The sequence below is a fragment of the Duganella sp. S19_KUP01_CR8 genome (assembly GCF_036688705.1).
GTDB lineage: Bacteria > Pseudomonadota > Gammaproteobacteria > Burkholderiales > Burkholderiaceae_D > Rugamonas.
Genome location: NZ_JAQQPR010000013.1, coordinates 18,815 through 34,231, shown reverse-complemented (window position 1 = coordinate 34,231; position 15,417 = coordinate 18,815). Strand labels below are relative to the sequence as shown.

General features: G+C 65.0%; 15 protein-coding genes. 7 read left to right on the top strand and 8 right to left on the bottom strand.

The features are described from left to right. Positions 1-46 precede the first annotated feature (46 nt). The gene (locus V6M89_RS14555) at positions 47-862 is read left to right on the top strand and encodes a HipA family kinase (protein ID WP_332853837.1); all 816 of its coding nucleotides are present in this window, start codon (positions 47-49) and stop codon (positions 860-862) included. Here the strand turns inward: V6M89_RS14555 and V6M89_RS14550 are convergent, their stop codons facing one another. Then, a complete protein-coding gene (locus V6M89_RS14550) occupies positions 863-1,789 on the bottom strand; it encodes a LysR family transcriptional regulator (protein WP_332853836.1) in 927 nt (308 codons plus the stop codon). It lies immediately after the preceding gene. 84 nt (positions 1,790-1,873) lie between these two features. On the opposite strand from V6M89_RS14550, the gene V6M89_RS14545 reads away from it, so the two are divergent. Next, entirely contained in the window at positions 1,874-2,851 is a 978-nt protein-coding gene (locus V6M89_RS14545; RefSeq protein WP_332853835.1) for an aldo/keto reductase, read from the top strand. A 96-nt stretch (positions 2,852-2,947) separates the two neighbouring features. Here the strand turns inward: V6M89_RS14545 and V6M89_RS14540 are convergent, their stop codons facing one another. The 7 genes from V6M89_RS14540 to V6M89_RS14510 form a co-directional block, all read right to left on the bottom strand. Further along, the gene (locus V6M89_RS14540) at positions 2,948-3,559 is read right to left on the bottom strand and encodes a M15 family metallopeptidase (protein WP_332853834.1); all 612 of its coding nucleotides are present in this window, start codon (positions 3,557-3,559) and stop codon (positions 2,948-2,950) included. A gap of 23 nt (positions 3,560-3,582) precedes the next feature. After that, on the bottom strand, positions 3,583-4,464 hold the full coding sequence (locus tag V6M89_RS14535; RefSeq protein WP_332853948.1) for an N-acetylmuramoyl-L-alanine amidase: 882 nt from the start codon (positions 4,462-4,464) through the stop codon (positions 3,583-3,585). Positions 4,465-4,486: 22 nt separating this feature from the next. Continuing rightward, positions 4,487-5,386, bottom strand: a complete 900-nt coding sequence (locus V6M89_RS14530) for an N-acetylglucosamine kinase (protein WP_332853833.1) — start codon at positions 5,384-5,386, stop codon at positions 4,487-4,489. Between the two features lie 17 nt (positions 5,387-5,403). Further along, positions 5,404-7,056, bottom strand: coding sequence for a glycoside hydrolase family 10 protein (locus V6M89_RS14525; protein ID WP_332853832.1), 1,653 nt, complete (start codon positions 7,054-7,056; stop codon positions 5,404-5,406). A gap of 42 nt (positions 7,057-7,098) precedes the next feature. Further along, positions 7,099-8,361 (bottom strand): MFS transporter, encoded by a 1,263-nt coding sequence (locus V6M89_RS14520; RefSeq protein ID WP_332853831.1) that lies wholly within the window; start codon positions 8,359-8,361, stop codon positions 7,099-7,101. 97 nt (positions 8,362-8,458) lie between these two features. Beyond that, positions 8,459-9,337 (bottom strand): N-acetylmuramic acid 6-phosphate etherase, encoded by an 879-nt coding sequence (gene murQ / locus V6M89_RS14515; RefSeq protein WP_332853830.1) that lies wholly within the window; start codon positions 9,335-9,337, stop codon positions 8,459-8,461. Between the two features lie 11 nt (positions 9,338-9,348). Beyond that, on the bottom strand, positions 9,349-10,089 hold the full coding sequence (locus tag V6M89_RS14510) for a GntR family transcriptional regulator (protein ID WP_008443158.1): 741 nt from the start codon (positions 10,087-10,089) through the stop codon (positions 9,349-9,351). A gap of 166 nt (positions 10,090-10,255) precedes the next feature. Here V6M89_RS14510 and V6M89_RS14505 point away from each other — a divergent pair, with 166 nt between their 5' ends. The 5 genes from V6M89_RS14505 to bioA are packed head-to-tail and all read left to right on the top strand — an operon-like array spanning position 10,256 to position 15,417. After that, positions 10,256-10,690: a YchJ family protein gene (locus V6M89_RS14505; RefSeq protein ID WP_332853829.1), complete on the top strand. Its 435-nt coding sequence runs from the start codon at positions 10,256-10,258 to the stop codon at positions 10,688-10,690. Positions 10,691-10,735: 45 nt separating this feature from the next. Beyond that, positions 10,736-12,358, top strand: coding sequence for a carboxyl transferase domain-containing protein (locus V6M89_RS14500; protein WP_332853828.1), 1,623 nt, complete (start codon positions 10,736-10,738; stop codon positions 12,356-12,358). A 13-nt stretch (positions 12,359-12,371) separates the two neighbouring features. Further along, a complete protein-coding gene (locus V6M89_RS14495; RefSeq protein WP_332853827.1) occupies positions 12,372-13,241 on the top strand; it encodes a dienelactone hydrolase family protein in 870 nt (289 codons plus the stop codon). A 2-nt stretch (positions 13,242-13,243) separates the two neighbouring features. Further along, entirely contained in the window at positions 13,244-14,029 is a 786-nt protein-coding gene (locus tag V6M89_RS14490; protein ID WP_332853826.1) for an enoyl-CoA hydratase/isomerase family protein, read from the top strand. A gap of 53 nt (positions 14,030-14,082) precedes the next feature. Beyond that, on the top strand, positions 14,083-15,417 hold the full coding sequence (gene bioA, locus V6M89_RS14485) for an adenosylmethionine--8-amino-7-oxononanoate transaminase (RefSeq protein ID WP_332853825.1): 1,335 nt from the start codon (positions 14,083-14,085) through the stop codon (positions 15,415-15,417).

The following is a 15,417-nucleotide window of genomic DNA, read 5'->3' as shown; positions in this document are numbered from 1 at the left end:
TTCGCGTAGAATGATTTGAACATAACGCAGCGGGGAACATTGCAAGATGTCCTTAACCGTCACCGAAATATTGGGCCGTTCTCAAGAAGGACAAAGTCGCCCTTACATCTGTCGGTGCGATGACGGCGACGTCTACTTCGTCAAGGGACGATCGACAACCCGATATCAACTTATCGCCGAGTGGATATGTGCCGAGTTATGCACCGCTTTGGAATTGCCCATTGCCCACTATGCGTTGGCGACAGTCCCCGTCGAAATAATCGAAGCTGACTTAACTAACGCTTATCAGGATTTGGGATCGGGAGCGGTGTTCGCTTCCCGGCGCGTGAACGCAAAGAACCTGATGCACAGCCATATCAAACGGGTTCCGCAAAGTATGCGGCGCGACATTATCTTGTTTGACTGGTGGGTGCATGTCGGGCACAACTTCGCGAACAAGGAGTATCAGGAAAAGCTACTGGAACGCGATGTCAGCGGGTGGCTGCGCGACGCTGGGCTCCAAAACAAGTTCCATGCGGCACGCATAGGCAACGAGGAATATCACGCGCATTTTCCTTTCGTGGCAGGTCCGGAAGAACATCCCGAAAAAATCATCAAGCCACTCAACCTCAACTACACTGACGCCGCGAAAATCATCGACCATGGCGGTCAATGGCTCTACCGCATCGATTCGCTTAAGAAGCGCGGCCTACTGCCTCCTCAAGTCCTGTTCGCCGTCAAAGGGCCGGAGTCAAATGAGCCTACCCCCCGTGGTCGCGCCCAAAGCGAGATTGTCGCTGAGTTGAAAGCGAAAAACGTGATCGTAGTGAACCACGACAGCGTTGCGCCGATTCTGGAATTTGCACGCGCCGGCGTCCCGTAGTCACGCCCCCGGCAACCCTTCCTCCACCAGATAGTCAATGAACGCCCGTACCTTCAGCGCCAGGTGCGGGCCGGGCATGTAGACCGCGTGCACGGTGCCGGCATACGGTTCGTCGAAAATCCACTCCGGCAGCACCTGCCGCACCCGCTGCTGCGCCAGCGCGGGGCGGGCCGTGAAATCCGGCACCAGCCCAATGCCGCCGCCCGCCTCCACCACCGCCATCAAGGCCGCGCTGTTGTTGATCGTCAGCCGCGACGGCACGTTGATGCTGGCCGTCTCGCTGCCGCGCCGCAAGCTCCACGCGTCGCCGAAGCGCGCGTAGCCCAGGTAGCTGCACTGGTGCGCCGGCAGTTCGTGAGGCGACTGCGGCTCGCCATGCGCGTCCAGATACTGCTGCGACGCCACCAGCACATAGCTCACCGGTCCCAGCGTGCGCGCTGCCAGCCCAGGCGCCAGCTCGGTCGCGATGCGGATCGCCAGGTCCATGCCTTCCTCGATCAGATCGATCTTGCGGTCCATCAGCTGCAGCTCGACATTGACCTCCGGATAGCGCGCCAGGAAGCCGGGCAGCTTGGGCGCCAGCCACACCTGCCCCAGCACGATGGGCGCGCTGACGCGGATGGTGCCGTTCGGCCGCGCGCTGTAGCTGCCGGCCAGCGCATGCACCTCGCGCGCCGTGCTCACCATGCGCGAACAAGCCGCATGCACTTGCTGCCCCAGCTCGGTCAGCGACAGCGAACGCGTGGTCCGGTGCAGCAGCCGTCCGCCCATGTGCGCCTCCAGCCGCGACACGTGGCGGCTGACCGCCGACGTGGTCAACTCCAGCTGCCGCGCAGCCGCCGAGAAACCACCGCTATCGACCACCTGTGCAAAGATGGCCATTTCCTTCAACATTTCCATCGCATCGCCCCACCGTTGCAGCTGCATCAACAATGCTTTGCATTGTAAGCGGATTGTGTATTTTTTGTGCAGCGCTGATACTAAAAGCACCACAACACGCAGGGAGTCACCATGAAACAACGCACTTTAGGCAGCCAGGGTCTGACGGTATCGGCGCAAGGTTTGGGCTGCATGGGCATGAGCAACACCTACGGACCGGCCGACCAGACCGAGGCGGTCGCCACGCTGCACCGCGCGCTGGAACTGGGCGTCAACTTCTTCGACACGGCCGAGCAATACGGCCCCTACGACAATGAAGCGCTGTTGGGACGCGCCTTCACCGGCCGCCGCAGCGAGGTCATCCTCGCCACCAAGTTCGGCTTCGACATCCGCGACGGCAAGACGGTCGGCGTGACCAGCGACCCGGCCCACATCCGCGAAAGAGTCGAGGGCTCGCTGCGCCGCCTGAACACCGACTACATCGATCTGCTGTACCAGCACCGCATCGATCCGCTGGTGCCGATCGAGGAGGTGGTGGGCGTGATGGCCGACCTGGTCCGCGAAGGCAAGGTGCGCTACCTCGGCCTGTCCGAAGCGGGCGTGGCCAATATCCGCCGCGCCCATGGGGTGCACCCGATCAGCGTGCTGCAAAGCGAGTACTCGCTGTGGGAGCGCAACCTGGAAGCCGACGTGCTGCCGGCGCTGCGCGAACTGGGCATCGGCCTGGTGGCGTTCAGCCCGCTGGGACGGGGCTTCCTGGCCGGCACCGCCAAGCGCGCGGAAGAGTATCCGCCGAACGATTTCCGTCATCTGGATCCGCGTCTGCAGGGCGAGAACTTCGACCGCAACATGGAAGCGGCCGCCATCGTGCGCGAGCTGGCCGATCATCGCCTGGTCACGCCGGGGCAGATCGCGCTGGCCTGGGCCATGCACAGGGGCGACGATATCGTGACCATCCCCGGCACGCGCCGTCGCACTTTCCTGGAGCAGAACGTGGCGGCGGCGGAGATCACGCTGGATGCAACCGAGATGGCGGTGCTGGATAACGCGCTGACGCAGGTGTCCGGCCTGCGCTACAGCAAAGAGCGCATGGCGATGGTGGACCGTTAAAGTTTACCCCGCACGCCTATGTGAGACGCACGCCGCGCCGCTTAGGGGTCAGACCCCGCATGGGGTCTGACCCCGCCTGGCCGTGCGGGGTAAACGCTACAGCACGCGGATGTAGTCGCGGCGCACCAGCAAACGGTCGCCGCAATCGAAGTGCCACCATTCGCTGTTGATGCCGACCCAGCCGGCCTGGAACATGGCGTCGCGCAGCAGCTGGCGGTTGGCGATCTGCTGCGCGGTCAACTCGCCGCGCGCCAGCAGTTCAGCCTCCAGCGCGGGATGCGAGCGTTCGGACAAATCATCGAAACCGGTGCCCATGTCCAGCTCGCGGCCTTGCGCATCGAGCAAAGTCAGGTCCAGCGCCATGCCGAAGGAGTGAATCGAGCCGCGCGCCGGATCGGCGATGTAGCCCAGCAGCTCCGTGCCTTGCAGCGCCAGCCACAGCTGCTCCTGCACGCGCTGCGGCCGCAAGGCGTCCAGCACCAGCACCTTGCAATCGGGCCGCCGTTCGGCCAGCCACGCCACCACCTTCTCCAGCGCCGCCGCCGCATTGTTGTGCAACCAGGCGCAGTCGAGCGGCGAATACAAATCGCGGCCGACAAAATTATCCGGCGTAGCGTAGCGCAGCTCGACGGCGATGCCGTCTATGCTGTCGAGACGCCGGAAATCGGGATGGCCGGCAATTTCTTCACAGGTGATGGTGAAAGCCATGTTGATACTGCGCTCCCAACGGATTATTCAGTCGGCACGGTGCCTGGCGCCGGTTGCGGCGGCGGCATCACCGTCGGCGGGATCGCCATCTGCATGACCGGCAGCGGGCTGGTCAGCACGTCGAGGATGGCGGCCGATTCCGCATCCGGCACGCCGTCATACAGCGACTGCCGATACTTGGACTGGAACACCACCATCACATTGCGGGTGGCCTGGTCCAGCTCGCCCGTCTGCGGCACCGCGTAGCCGTGCTGGGCCAGCTTGCGCTGGAACCATGCCACGTCCGGCAACTGCTCCTGGAAGCCCGGCAGGCGCGCCGCCACGCGGCTCGCTTCCGGCCACGCGACCAGGCCGGCATCGGCCAGCTGCTTCCACGGGAACCTCGGACCAGGGTCCTGCTTGCGCTGCGGCGCGATATCGTTGTGGCCGAGGATGTTTTCCGGCTTGATGTCGTGGCGCGCGACGATCTGCTTCAACAGCAAAATCAGCTGGTCGATCTGCGCCTGCGGGAACGGCGCGTACACGCGGCCCTGCGGCGTTTCGACAAAGCCCGGATTGACGATCTCGATGCCGATCGACGCCGAATTGAGCTGGTTATAGATCTTCCAGCTGCTCAGGCCGGCGTGGTTGGCCTGGCGCGACTCGTCCACCAGCGTGTAGAAGAACGGCTGCTCCGTATCGGTCAGCAGGTAGTGCGCGCTGACTTCCTGCTGGGTCAGGATCTTGATCGAACGCGGCAGGTCGCTGACCGTATAGTGGATGATGATGTACTTGATGCGGTCGCTCTGGCTGCGCGCGCTCAGCGTGGTGTCGAGGCGCGGACCGGCGGGCGGCGGCGGCACGGTGGCGCAACCGGCCAGCAGGGCGACGGCGGTGGACAGGGCGGTCAGCGGAAGGATCTTCATCATTGGCGTTCTCGGCAGCGGTTCAATTCCGTGAGTGTAGAGCAATGCGGGCGGCAGCGTGGTGCGACTGCGCTTCTTTTTGCCGCAGCGACAGTTCCGGCGGCAGCGCCGCACGCATCGCCTGCGCGATCAGTGGATGCAGCATGGCGGCCCGTCCGCTCAGCACCAGCGGACGCGGACCGTAGCGGCCCACCAGCGCCAGCGCGATGCGCGCCAGCTCCTGGCCGGCCTGTTCGAGGATGGCGCGCGCCACCGGATCGGCGTCGGCACTGGCGGCCACGGCCAAGGCGAGGCGGCCGATGGCGCCCCGGTCCTGGCCGTAGATGAACTGGCGCGACAAGGCCCAGTCGCTGCCGCCGACCTGCTCGAACACCGCGCGCGCCATCGTCGATTGCTGCCAGACGCCGGGCTGCTCGTCCTCCAGCCGCCAGATGTGGCGCATCGCTTCGCGCGCGATCCAGAAGCCGCCGCCGCCATCGTCCAGCGTGACGCCGCGGCCGCCGGCGCGGTGGAACACACCGTCCTCGGCGATCCAGGCGGCGATCGAGCCGGTGCCTGCGTAGACCAGGTAGCCTTCGCCGGGCGCGAAGCTGTCGAGATAGGCGATTTCCACGTCGTTGCGCAGTGTGACCGCTGGTGGCGCCACTTGCAGCAGTTCCGCCAGCCATTGCGCGGGCAGCGTGGCCACGCCGTCAAAGCCGGTCAGGCCGGCGCACACGCCCAGCGGCTTGCCCACCGCCAGCACCTGCGTCGCCAGCATCGAGAAGATGCCGCGCACCGCGTCGCGGCCGGCGGTGTTGCCCATCTGCGTGGCGGACATGCCGGCCACCGCGCCCTCGGCCACGATCGCTCCTGCCGCGTCGGCCAGCGCCCAGCGGGTTTGCGTGCCGCCCGCGTCGATGCCCAGTCCCAGCTCGCTCATATGTCGCTCCGTGATAGTCAGCGCATGACGCTGATACGTTCGCTTTCATTGCCCAACCGGTCGATGGCGCTGACCACCACCGCCTGCGCCGCGCCTGCCGTCGCATCGTCCGGCAACAACAGCACCGCGCGCGAGGCGGGCGCCACCGCGAAGCGCCATTCCGAACCGTAGCGCGACCAGATCGCATAGTGCGCGACCGGCTTGCCGGCGCCGGCGGACAGCCTCAGCCCCACGCCATTGCCTTCGCGCCGCACGGCGACGCTCGGCGCCAGCGGCAGGTCCGAACCCAGCCACGGACTGGCCGGGGCCAGCGCGGCCGTCTGGTAGGACTGCGCCTTCAGCTGATCGGCGATGCCCTTGCGGTTGTCCATCAACGCCGCGATGCTGAAGTGCAGGTGGCCCTGCACACCGGCGCGGCTGCGCGTGACGCCGATCTGCTTGACGATCTCTTCCGGTGCGAACGCCTTGGCGCTGTTGTCGATGCGGCTGGTGCACAAGCCAGGCCAGACGTGGCGCGCGCGGGTGTTCTGCGCCAGCCAGTAGTCAAGCAGCACGTCGAACGCTTGCGGCGCCTGCGCCACCGGCCAGTACAGCTGCGGCGCAAGATAGTCGAGCCAGCCGTTGGCCAGCCACAGTTCGGCGTCCGCATACAGCTTGTCGTACTGGCTGAAGCCGACGATGCCGGCCGGGCGCCGGTCCGGGCGGCCGATGCCGAACGGACTGATGCCGAAGCGCACCCAGCTCTTTTCCCGGTGGATGCCGAGGTACATCGCTTCAATCAGGGAATTGACGTTCTGGCGGCGCCAGCCGGCGCGGTCCAGCGTGCCACCACCCAGCAGATAGTGCTGCCATGACTGCTGGTCCGGGAACTCCAGCTCCTGCTTCTGGCCGACGCCGGCGTCCAGCGCCACGCCTTCCGGGCCCGCCGTGCTGGCGGCCGTGTCGATCGGGTAGGGATAGAAATAATCGTCGATGTGGACGCCGTCGATATCGTAGCGGCGCACCACGTCCAGCACCACATCCAACGTGTGCTGCGCGGCGGCGGCTTCGCCCGGATCCATCCACAGGTAGCGGCCGTAGGATTTGACCACCTCGGGATTGGTGCTGCCGATGTGGTTGCGCGCCAGCGGCGACTTGGCCGTGGCGTGGCGGGCGCGGTAGGGATTGAACCAGGCATGCAGCTCCAGCCCGCGCGCGTGCGCCTGCTCGATCCAGAATTGCAGCGGATCCCAGGCGGTGGCGGGCGCGCGGCCCTGCTGGCCGGTCAGGAACTCGGACCATGGCTCCAGCTCGGACGGATAGATCGCATCCGCGCTCGGCCGCACCTGCAGCACGATGGCGTTCAGGTTCAGCGCCTGCGCGCGGTCGAGGATGGCGAGCGCTTCGGCCTGCTGCTTGGCCATGGTCAGGTTGCTGCGGCTGGGCCAATCGATATTGGCCACGGTCGACACCCACGCTGCGCGGAACTCGCGCGGCGCCGGCGGCGGCATATTCATATCGAAAGGCGCCGCTGGCGCAGGGACGCCGGCCGCCGGTGGGCGCGGCGTGGATCCGGTTGGCGGGACCGGCGCTATCGGTGTGCTGGAACAACCGTCCAGCAGCACGGCCAGGGCGCCGGCCATGCCGGCGGTCAGCGTCAGCCGCTTCTTTGCATTAAAAACCAAAACCATTCCCCGAATCTGTTGAGCACCGTATTGTAATGCGCTGGGCGTTTATTTTTTGCCGAACTCTGAATCGATCCGTACCAGCGCCGTCATCGCGAACGCGGGCAGGGTCGAAATGCAGGCCCAGATGAAGAAATGTTGATAACCCAGGTGCTGCTGTATCCAGCCGCTGACCATGCCCGGCAACATCATGCCGAGGGCCATGAAGCCGGTGCAGATGGCGTAGTGCGCGGTCTTGTGCTCGCCGTCCGCCACCAGCACCATGTACAGCATGAAGGCCGAGAAGCCGAAACCGTAGCCGAACTGCTCCACCGCCAGGCAGGCGGAAATCAGCACGGTGTTGGTCGGCAGCGCGGTGGCCAGGTAGACGAACACCAGGTCCGGCACGTGCATGATGAACACCATCGGCCACAGGCTGCGCTTGAGGCCGAAGCGGGAAATCACCAGGCCGCCGGTCAGCCCGCCCAGCACCAGCGCGCACACGCCGACGGTGCCGTAGACCACGCCGAAGGTCTCGGTGCTCAGGCCGAGGCCGCCTTGCGCGCGCGGATCGAGCAGGAAGGGCGCCGCCATCTTCAGCAGCTGCGCCTCGCCGAGGCGGTACAACAGCAGGAAGCCCAGCGTGGCCTTGATGCCCGGCTTCTGGAAGAAACTGTGGAAGGTGTGCAGAAAATCCTTCCATAACGCGCCGCCGCCGGCGTGGCTGCGGTCGGAATCGGGACGCGGCAGGATCAGCTGGTGATACGCGCTCAAGGCCAGCATCAGGGCCGCCATCAGGCAGAACACCACCGACCAGGCCCAGGCCGGATCGCCGCTGGACGTGGCCAGCTTGCCGGCGAGGTAGACCAGGCCGCCCTGTCCGGCGATCATCGCCAGCTTGTAGAACGCGCTGCGCACGCCGACGAACGCGGCCTGCTGGTGCTGGGTCGGCAGGCCGAGCATGTAGTAGCCGTCGGACGCGATATCGTGCGTGGCCGAGCTGAACGCCATCAACCACAGCAAGGCCAGGCTCATGCGGAAGAAATCAGGCAGGTGCAAGGTCAGCGCCACGGAGGCCAGCGCCGAGCCGGTCAGCAATTGCAGCAGGACGATCCAGCGCCGCTTGGTGCCGAACAGCTCCACGATGGGCGACCACAGCGGCTTGATCACCCACGGCAAGTACAGCCACGCGGTATAAAACGCCAGGTCGGTATTGGACACGCCGAGATTCTTGTACATCACGGACGACAACATCATCACCGCGACGTAAGGCACAGCCTGGCTAAATGAAATACTAGGCACCCAGGCCCAGGCACTGCGTTGTTGCTTCATACCGCCTTTCGCAACCCGGGGTCAGGTCCCCCATTTGGTCACGGCCTCGGCTGTAACATCCGGACTCATGAATAAATGGGGGACCTGACCCCGGGTTTTATTTCAGGGCTCGGCGGACGTTGCCGTCCGATGCGTCGAGCAGGTTTTGTGCTTCTTCGATGGAGGTGTTTTTCAGCAGCGCGACGATGGCGACTTTGACGTGGAAGTGGCATCGCTCCAGCACGCCGCGCGCGATGTCGGCTTCGACGCCGGTTGCGTGCATGGTCAGCCGCACCGCGCGCTCGACCAGCTTGACGTTGGTGGCGTGCATGTCCACCATCAGATTGCCGTAGACTTTGTTCAACCTCACCATCAGCGCGCTCGACAAGGTGTTCAACACGATCTTCTGCGCCGTGCCCGCCTTCAGCCGCGTGCTGCCGGAGATCACTTCCGGCCCGGTGTCGATGGTGATGCCGATGTCGGCGCCCGCCGTCAGCGGCGTGCCGACGTTGTTGGCGATGCCTACCGTCAAAGCGCCCACCGTGCGCGCCGCCTGCAAGGCGCCCAGCACATACGGCGTGGTGCCCGACGCCGCCACCAGCAACACCACGTCGTTATAGACCGGATAAAGCAGCCGCAGATCGGAAGCGCCCTTGGCGCGATCATCCTCCGCCCCCTCCACCGCCTCGAACATGGCGCCGAGGCCGCCGGCCAGCAGGGCAACGGCGCGCTCATGCGGCCAGGAGAAAGTAGGGAACAGCTCCACGCTGTCGAGGATGCCCAGCCGCCCCGACGTGCCGGCGCCGACATAGATCAGCCGTCCGCCAGCGGCGATGCGCGGCGCCATCGACTGCACGGCGGCGGTGATGCTGGGCTCGGCGGCTTGCACCGCCCGCAGCGCGTGGGTCTGGTCCTCGACCAGCGCCGCCACCAATGCCTCAACCGAATATTGATCCAGCTGCGCGTGCTGCGTACTCGGCGTTTCGGTTTTTAGCATAGGTCGTTGTGTTACGTTGCGCGACGCATCTCCGCGACGAAGTCATAGTGATCGCTGTGGCAGTAGGAATGCGTCAGCTCCATCGCCTCGCCCGATTCCAGATAGGCAATACGAGTAATGTACAACACCGCCTGCCCCTCGGGTACACCCAATTGCTTGGCCAGCTCGGCCGAGGCGTTCATCGCGCGGATGTGCTGCAAGGCGCGCGCCGGCGCCTGGCCTATGCTTTCCAGGTACTGGTACAGCGAGGCGCCGACCGCGTTCGGGTCGTTGAGCACGGTCTGCGGCAGCACCGACACTTCATACGCCATCACCACGTCGTCGGCCAGGCGCAGGCGCTCCAGCCGCGCCACCTTGGAATACGGCGACAGGCCCAGGCTCAGCTGCTCTTCCGGCGTCGGCGTCACCACCGCCCGCTTGAGCCAGCGCGAACCCGGGATGTGGCCGCGCTGCTGCAATTGTTCGGAAAAACTGGTCAGGTTGGACAGCGGCTGCTCGATGCGCGGAGCAATATAATTGCCCGATCCGCGACGGCGCACCACCAATCCCTGGTCCACCAGCTGGTCGATGGCCTTGCGCGCGGTCACCCGCGACACGTTCAGCAACTCCGACAAGGTCCGTTCGGACGGCAGCGCCTGGTCCACCTGGTAGCGGCCGTTATGCACATCATCGCTTAATTTGCGGGCAATTTGCATGTACAGCGGCGTACTGTCATTGGCATCCGCCTTGAATTCAAAACTGGTCTGGCTCATTCAAATCTCCTCACGCCTCTAGTGTAATAGCGTTACAGAAAACATGTACGCATCAGGACGTTGAAAATAACAATATTTGTACACATAGCATAACGGCAAGCCCGGCGGAATGCGGCTATTTGGCGGATAATGCTGGATCGCCACACCAGCCCGACCACCTGAATTCATGTCCAAGAAGTCCACCGCCCCCGCGGCCTGCCCCTGCGGCGGCCCCTCCCTGACAAGCTGCTGCGGCCCGTATATCGACGGCGCGGCCATCCCGCCGAGCGCCGAAACGCTGATGCGTTCGCGCTATACCGCCTATGTCCAGCGCAACGAGCCCTACCTGATGGCCACCTGGCACGCCAGCACCCGTCCGGCCGAGCCGATTATGAGCAAAGAAGAAAAATTGCAGTGGCTGGGACTTGAGGTAAAATCTGCTTTACGTTTACGTCAACGTAAAGCAGAAGAGACCGACCTGACCAAGGATACGGTCGAGTTTGTCGCCCGGTTCAAGACCAATGGCCGGGCCCAGCGTCTGCACGAGATCAGTAATTTTGTACGCGAGCCGGCCGAAGGCGGGCTGCGCTGGTTTTACGTTGACGGTAGTTTTCCAGAATAAATCATCAGGACGCGGCGGAGACACCGCGCAGAAAAAGGAAAAGCAATGCCGCAGATCGAAAGCAAACTCAATCCCCGCAGCGAGGATTTCAAAGCCAACGTGGCCGCCATGCAGGCCGTCGTCGATGACCTGCGCGACAAGGTCGCCAAGATCGCCCTCGGCGGCGGCGAGGCGGCATCGGCCAAGCACGTCGCCCGCGGCAAACTGCTGCCGCGCGACCGCGTGCAGATGCTGCTCGATCCCGGCACGCCCTTCCTCGAACTGTCGCAGATGGCGGCCTACGGCATGTACCAGGACGCCAACGGCGCCGACGCCGCGCCGGCGGCCGGCATCATCACCGGCATCGGCCGCGTGGCCGGCCAGGAGTGCGTGATCGTCTGTAACGACGCCACCGTCAAGGGCGGCACCTACTACCCGATCACGGTCAAGAAGCACCTGCGCGCGCAGGAGATCGCCGACCAGAACAACCTGCCGTGCATCTACCTGGTCGACTCGGGCGGCGCCAACCTGCCCAACCAGGACGACGTCTTCCCGGACCGCGACCACTTCGGCCGCATCTTCTACAACCAGGCCAACCTGTCGGCCAAGGGCATCCCGCAGATCGCCGTGGTGATGGGCTCCTGCACCGCCGGCGGCGCCTACGTGCCGGCGATGAGCGACGAGTCGATCATCGTCAAGGAACAGGGCACCATCTTCCTCGGCGGCCCGCCGCTGGTGAAAGCCGCCACCGGCGAAGTGGTCACCGCTGAAGACCTGGGCGGCGGCGACGTCCACACCCGTTTGTCCGGCGTGGCCGACCACCTGGCGCAGAACGATCTGCATGCGCTGTCGCTGGCGCGCACCATCGTGTCGAATCTGAACCGCACCAAGCCCCAGCAGGGCGCGTTGCGCGAGGCGGCGCAGCCGAAGTACGCCACCGAAGAACTGTACGGCGTGATTCCGGTCGATACCCGCAAGCCGTTCGATGTGAGAGAGGTCATCGCGCGCATCGTCGACGGCAGCGAATTCGATGAATTCAAGGCCCGCTACGGCACCACCCTGATCTGCGGCTTCGCCCATATCTTCGGCATGAAGGTCGGCATCATCGCCAACAACGGCATCCTGTTCTCCGAATCCGCGCTGAAGGGCGCGCACTTCATCGAGCTGTGCGCGCAGCGCAAGATCCCGCTGGTGTTCCTGCAAAATATCACCGGCTTCATGGTCGGCCGAAAATACGAAAACGAAGGCATCGCCCGCAACGGCGCCAAGATGGTCACCGCAGTGGCGACGGCCGCCGTGCCGAAGTTCACCGTCATCATCGGCGGCAGCTTCGGCGCCGGCAACTACGGCATGTGCGGCCGCGCCTTCTCGCCGCGCTTCATGTGGATGTGGCCTAACGCCCGCATCTCCGTCATGGGCGGCGACCAGGCGGCGTCGGTGCTGGCCACGGTCAAGCGCGACGGCATCGAAGGCAAGGGCGGCTCGTGGACGGCGGAAGAAGAAGCCGCGTTCAAGCAGCCGATCAAGGATCAATACGAACACCAGGGCCACCCGTACTACGCCACCGCGCGCCTGTGGGACGACGGCGTGATCGACCCGGCCGACACCCGCATGGTGCTGGGCCTGGGCCTGTCGGCCGCGCTCAATGCCGAAATCCCGGACACCAAGTTCGGCGTCTTCAGGATGTAAGCAGACGATGACCATGCAGACCCGATACCGTCACGGACTGGCAGCGCTGCTGCTGGCGGCGGCTTGCGCCCCGGCGCAGGCCGGCCCGTTGCCGGTGGTCGACGCGAGCATGGGCGAGCAGGTCATCGCCATCCCCGCCAAGATAGCCGGCGCCGAGATCGGCCTGCAAACCACCATCTACAAACCGCCGGGCGACGGTCCGTTCCCGGTGCTGTTCATGAACCACGGCAAAGCCGCCGGCGACGCGCACCAGCAGGAACGGGCGCGCTACCCGGTCATCAGCCGCGAGTTCGTCAAGCGCGGCTACGCGGTGGTGATCCCGATGCGGCTCGGTTTTGCCGGCTCGGGCGGCACCTACGTCAACTCGCACTGCCGCGCCAAAGAGAACGGCGAGGACCAGGCGTCGTCGCTGTACGCGGCGATGGCGTATGTGATGAAACAGCCGTGGGCGGACCAGCAGCACGTGATCCTGGCCGGCCAGTCGCACGGCGGCCTGACGGCGATCGCCGCCGGCAGCCATAACATCAGCGGCGTACAGGGCATCATCAACTTCGCCGGTGGCGTCAACAGCCGCTCGCACTGCGACTGGAAGGCCGCGCTGGTCGATGCCTTCAAGGCCTACGGCGCGGTCGGCACCACGCCGAGCATCTGGTTCTACGGCGCCAACGACCAGCACTTCGGTCCCAAACTGGCGGCCGATATGTATGCGGCCTACACCGCCGGCGGCGGCAAGGCGCAGCTGGTGGCCTACGGACCGTTCAAGCGCGACGCGCACGGCATGAGCTCCAGCCCGGACGGCGTCGCCATCTGGCTGCCGGAAACCACGCGCTTCCTGCAAAGCGTCGGCATGCCGACCGAAATCAAATACACGATCAAGGACTAGAGATGAGTTTTACTACGCTGACCATCAGCCGCGAAGGCAAGGTCGCCACCGTCACGCTGAACCGCCCGGACGTGCGCAACGCCTTCAACGAAACCACCATCGCCGAGATCACGCAAGCCTTCGGCGAGCTCGGTGCGGAAGAAGACCTGCGCGCGATCGTGCTGGCGGCGAACGGCCCGGCCTTCTGCGCCGGCGCCGACTTGAACTGGATGAAAAAAATGGCGGGCTACACGCACGCCGAAAACCATGCCGACGCTCTGCAACTGGCGGAGATGCTGCGCACGATCTACCTGTGTCCCAAGCCCGTGGTGGCCAAGGTGCAGGGCGATTGCTACGCCGGCGGCATGGGGCTGGTCTCCGCGTGCGACATCATCGTCGCGGTCGACCAGGCCAATTTCTGCCTGAGCGAAGTGAAACTGGGACTGATCCCCGCCACCATTTCGCCCTACGTGATCAAGGCCATGGGCGAGAACGCGTCGCGCCGCTACTTCCTGACCGCCGAGCGATTCGGCGCGCAGGAAGCGCTGCGCATCGGCTTCGCGCACGAAGTGGTGACCGCCGACGCGCTCGACGCCAAAGTGGCGGAGATCGTCAAGGCGCTGGTCAACAACAGCCCGAACGCCGTGCAGCAAGCCAAGGTGCTGGTGCGCGACGTGGTCGGGCAAACCGTCAACGATGCGCTGCTGGCCGATACCGCCGAGCGCATCGCCCATATCCGCGCCTCGGAACAGGGCCGCGAAGGCGTGGCCTCGTTCCTGGAGAAGCGCAAGCCGTCATGGCTGGTTTAGTTACCCCCGTCATCCTCGCGCACGCGGGGATGACGCAGGGATAGGAGTATTTTTTGGAATTGAATAAACAAAGCGACTGGGTAGCACGCAGCCTGCGCAGCGTATGGCATCCGTGCACCCAGATGCAGCACCACGAAACTGTGCCCCTGATTCCGGTCAAGAGCGGCAAAGGCGCGTGGCTGTACGACCATGAAGGCCGCCGCTACCTCGATGCGATCAGCTCCTGGTGGGTGAACCTGTTCGGCCACGCCAACCCGCGCATCAACGCCGCGCTGAAGGACCAGCTGGACACGCTGGAACACGCGATGCTGGCCGGCTTCACGCACGAACCGGTGATCGAACTGTCGGAAAAACTGTCGGCGCTGACCGGCCATGTGCTAGGCCACAGCTTCTACGCCAGCGACGGCGCATCGGCCGTGGAAATCGCACTGAAAATGAGCTTCCACTCCTGGCGCAACAACGGCAAGAGCGGCAAGCAGGAATTCGTCTGCCTCAAGGGCAGCTACCACGGCGAGACCATCGGCGCCCTGGCCGTCACCGACGTTGCCCTGTTCAAGGACGCCTACGGCCCGCTGCTGCGCGCCTCGCAAACGGTGATGTCGCCGGACGCCCGCAACGCCAATGCCGCTGAAGGCGAAACCGCCGAAGACATGGCCCGCAAAGCCGCCGCCGACGTCGAGCGCCTGTTCATCGAACGCGCCGACCAGATCGCCGCCATCATCATCGAGCCGCTGGTGCAATGCGCCACCGGCATGGCGATGCACGACCCGCTGTACCTGAAGCTGGTGCGCGAACTGTGCGACCGCCACTCGGTGCACCTTATCCTCGACGAAATCGCCGTCGGCTGCGGCCGCACCGGCACCTTCTTCGCCTGCGAGCAGGCCGGCGTGTGGCCGGACTTCCTGTGCCTGTCGAAGGGCATCAGCGGCGGCTACCTGCCGTTGTCGCTGGTGATGACGCGCGACGAGATCTACCAGTCCTTCTACAGCAACGACGTCACGCGCGGCTTCCTGCACTCGCACTCGTACACCGGCAATCCGCTGGCCTGCCGCGCCGCGCTGGCGACGCTGCAGATCTTCGAGGAAGACGATGTGCTGGCCGCCAACCGCGTGAAAGCCGCGCGCCTGACCGCAGCGCTGCAACCACTGGCCCAGCACAAGCAGGTGCGCAACTTCCGCCAGCGCGGCATGATCTGGGCCTTCGACGCCATAGCCGCCACGCCGGACTTCTCGCGCCGCTTCTTCGCCACGGCGGTGGAGCACGAGCTGCTGATGCGCCCCATCGGCTCCACCGTCTACATGATGCCGCCGTATATCCTCAACGACGAGGAAATCGACGGCCTCGCCGCCAACACGCTGGCCGTGTTCGACAAAGTGATGGCGGGCTGA

Excerpts from the sequence above, each read along its gene's own strand:
- V6M89_RS14555 (WP_332853837.1), top strand. The coding sequence starts at position 47 with ATGTCCTTAACCGTCACCGAAATATTGGGCCGTTCTCAAGAAGGACAA.
- V6M89_RS14550 (WP_332853836.1), bottom strand. The coding sequence starts at position 1,789 with ATGCAGCTGCAACGGTGGGGCGATGCGATGGAAATGTTGAAGGAAATG.
- V6M89_RS14545 (WP_332853835.1), top strand. The coding sequence starts at position 1,874 with ATGAAACAACGCACTTTAGGCAGCCAGGGTCTGACGGTATCGGCGCAA.
- V6M89_RS14540 (WP_332853834.1), bottom strand. The coding sequence starts at position 3,559 with ATGGCTTTCACCATCACCTGTGAAGAAATTGCCGGCCATCCCGATTTC.
- V6M89_RS14535 (WP_332853948.1), bottom strand. The coding sequence starts at position 4,464 with ATGAAGATCCTTCCGCTGACCGCCCTGTCCACCGCCGTCGCCCTGCTG.
- V6M89_RS14530 (WP_332853833.1), bottom strand. The coding sequence starts at position 5,386 with ATGAGCGAGCTGGGACTGGGCATCGACGCGGGCGGCACGCAAACCCGC.
- V6M89_RS14525 (WP_332853832.1), bottom strand. The coding sequence starts at position 7,056 with ATGGTTTTGGTTTTTAATGCAAAGAAGCGGCTGACGCTGACCGCCGGC.
- V6M89_RS14520 (WP_332853831.1), bottom strand. The coding sequence starts at position 8,361 with ATGAAGCAACAACGCAGTGCCTGGGCCTGGGTGCCTAGTATTTCATTT.
- murQ (WP_332853830.1), bottom strand. The coding sequence starts at position 9,337 with ATGCTAAAAACCGAAACGCCGAGTACGCAGCACGCGCAGCTGGATCAA.
- V6M89_RS14510 (WP_008443158.1), bottom strand. The coding sequence starts at position 10,089 with ATGAGCCAGACCAGTTTTGAATTCAAGGCGGATGCCAATGACAGTACG.
- V6M89_RS14505 (WP_332853829.1), top strand. The coding sequence starts at position 10,256 with ATGTCCAAGAAGTCCACCGCCCCCGCGGCCTGCCCCTGCGGCGGCCCC.
- V6M89_RS14500 (WP_332853828.1), top strand. The coding sequence starts at position 10,736 with ATGCCGCAGATCGAAAGCAAACTCAATCCCCGCAGCGAGGATTTCAAA.
- V6M89_RS14495 (WP_332853827.1), top strand. The coding sequence starts at position 12,372 with ATGCAGACCCGATACCGTCACGGACTGGCAGCGCTGCTGCTGGCGGCG.
- V6M89_RS14490 (WP_332853826.1), top strand. The coding sequence starts at position 13,244 with ATGAGTTTTACTACGCTGACCATCAGCCGCGAAGGCAAGGTCGCCACC.